The sequence below is a fragment of the Phenylobacterium sp. genome, assembly GCF_024508875.1.
Classification (GTDB): Bacteria; Pseudomonadota; Alphaproteobacteria; order Caulobacterales; family Caulobacteraceae; genus Phenylobacterium.
The window spans coordinates 1-1,994 of the sequence record NZ_JANINU010000301.1 but is presented as its reverse complement, the minus strand read 5'-3'; the positions used below and the strand labels follow the sequence as shown (position 1 = coordinate 1,994).

3 protein-coding genes and 1 pseudogene are annotated in these 1,994 nt (G+C 68.5%); all 4 read left to right on the top strand.

Annotated elements, in window-relative coordinates; all coding sequences use genetic code 11:
• Positions 1-241, top strand: a pseudogene (locus tag Q0L11_RS19710) (50S ribosomal protein L3); the annotation flags it as partial.
• On the top strand, positions 241-879 hold the full coding sequence (gene rplD, locus Q0L11_RS19705; protein ID WP_296599514.1) for a 50S ribosomal protein L4: 639 nt from the start codon (positions 241-243) through the stop codon (positions 877-879). The pseudogene Q0L11_RS19710 and the gene rplD, both read left to right, overlap by 1 nt.
• Positions 880-884: 5 nt before the next feature.
• Positions 885-1,181, top strand: a complete 297-nt coding sequence (locus Q0L11_RS19700; RefSeq protein ID WP_296599516.1) for a 50S ribosomal protein L23 — start codon at positions 885-887, stop codon at positions 1,179-1,181.
• Between the two features lie 4 nt (positions 1,182-1,185).
• A partial coding sequence (gene rplB, locus Q0L11_RS19695) for a 50S ribosomal protein L2 (RefSeq protein WP_296599512.1) occupies positions 1,186-1,994 on the top strand: 809 nt, incomplete at its 3' end.

Genomic DNA, 1,994 nt, shown 5'->3' with positions numbered 1-1,994 from the left:
CGTCACCGTTTGGCGCGTCGACGCCGAGCGCGGCCTGATCCTGGTCAAGGGCGCCGTCCCTGGCTCGGAAGGCTCGTTCGTGAAGATCCGCGACGCCGTGAAGGTGGCCCTTCCGGCCGACGCGCCGAAGCCGGGCGCCTTCAAGGCCGCCGGCGCTCAGCCGACGCCCGCCGAAGAGCCCGCGGTGACCGAAGCCCCGGCCGAAGAGGCCGCGGCGACCGAAGCTGGGGATCAAGCGTAATGAAACTCGACGTCATCAAGCTCGACGGCGGGAAGGGCGGCTCGATCGAGCTGGCCGACGATATCTTCGGCATCGAAGAGATCCGCGGCGACATCCTGCAGCGCGTCGTGACCTGGCAACTGGCCAAGCGCCGCGCCGGGACCCACAAGATCCAGGTCCGCAACGAAGTCTCGCGGACCTCGAAGAAGATGTACAAGCAGAAGGGCACCGGCGGCGCCCGTCACGGCTCGCGCCGGGCGGCCCAGTTCGTCGGCGGCGCCAAGGCCCACGGGCCGGTGGTCCGCAGCCACGCCTTCGACCTGCCCAAGAAGGTCCGCGCCCTGGCCCTGCGCCACGCGCTGTCCTCGAAGGCCAAGGACGGCTCGCTCATCGTCCTGGACTCGGTCTCGCTGAAGGACGCCAAGACGGCCGCCCTGCGCGACCAGCTCGGCAAGCTCGGCGTCACCCACGCGCTGGTGATCGCCGGCGCCGAGGTGGACAAGAACTTCGGCCTGGCCGCGCGCAACATCCCGAACGTGGATGTGCTGCCGAACGCCGGCCTGAACGTCTACGACGTGCTGCGTCGCAAGACCCTGGTCCTGACCAAGGACGCGGTCGAAGCGATCCAGGCGCGCTTCCAGCCTAAGGAGGCCGCGTGATGGCCGTGGAACCCACCGCTCGTCACTACGACACCATCCTGTCGCCGATCATCACGGAAAAGGCCACGCTGCTCTCGGAGCAGAACAAGGTCGTCTTCCGCGTCGCCGGCGACGCTTCCAAGGACGAGATCGCCGCGGCGGTCGAGGCGCTGTTCAAGGTCAACGTCACGAAGGTCAACACGATCAACGTGAAGGGCAAGACCAAGCGGTTCCGCGGCATCGTGGGCAAGCGCTCGGACGTCAAGAAAGCGATCGTGACGCTGGCCGAAGGCCAGTCGATCGACATCACCACGGGGCTCTAAGTCGATGGCTCTGAAGCAGTTCAACCCGACTTCGCCGGGCCGCCGTCAGCTCGTCCTGGTCGACAAGTCCGAGCTCCACAAGGGCCGGCCTGAGAAGTCGCTCGTCGAAGGCCTGACCAAGTCGGGCGGTCGCGGCGGCAACGGCCGCGTCGCGGTCCGCTTCCGCGGCGGCGGCGCCAAGCGCCTGTACCGCGTCGTGGACTTCAAGCGTCGCAAGTTCGACGTGCCGGCCACGGTCGAGCGCCTCGAGTACGACCCGAACCGTTCGGCCTTCATCGCCCTGGTGAAGTACGCCGACGGCGAGCTGGCCTACATCCTGGCCCCGCAGCGCCTGAAGGCCGGCGACCAGGTGATCGCCGCCGAGAAGGCCGACGTGAAGCCGGGCAACGCCATGCCGCTGCGCGGCATGCCGATCGGCACGATCATCCACAACGTCGAGCTGAAGCCCCTGAAGGGCGGCCAGATCGCCCGTTCGGCCGGGGCCTACGCCCAACTAGTCGGCCGTGACGCCGGCTATGCTCAGATCCGCCTGAACTCGGGCGAGCTGCGGATGGTGATGGACACCTGCATGGCCACGGTCGGCGCGGTGTCGAACCCGGACCATATGAACGAGAACCTCGGCAAGGCCGGGCGCGCTCGTCACAAGGGCCGTCGCCCGCACGTCCGCGGCGTCGCCATGAACCCGATCGACCACCCGCACGGCGGCGGCGAAGGCCGCACCTCGGGCGGCCGTCACCCGGTCAGCCCGTGGGGCCAACCCACGAAGGGCCGGAAGACCCGCAAGAACAAGGCGACGGACAAGTTCATCATCCG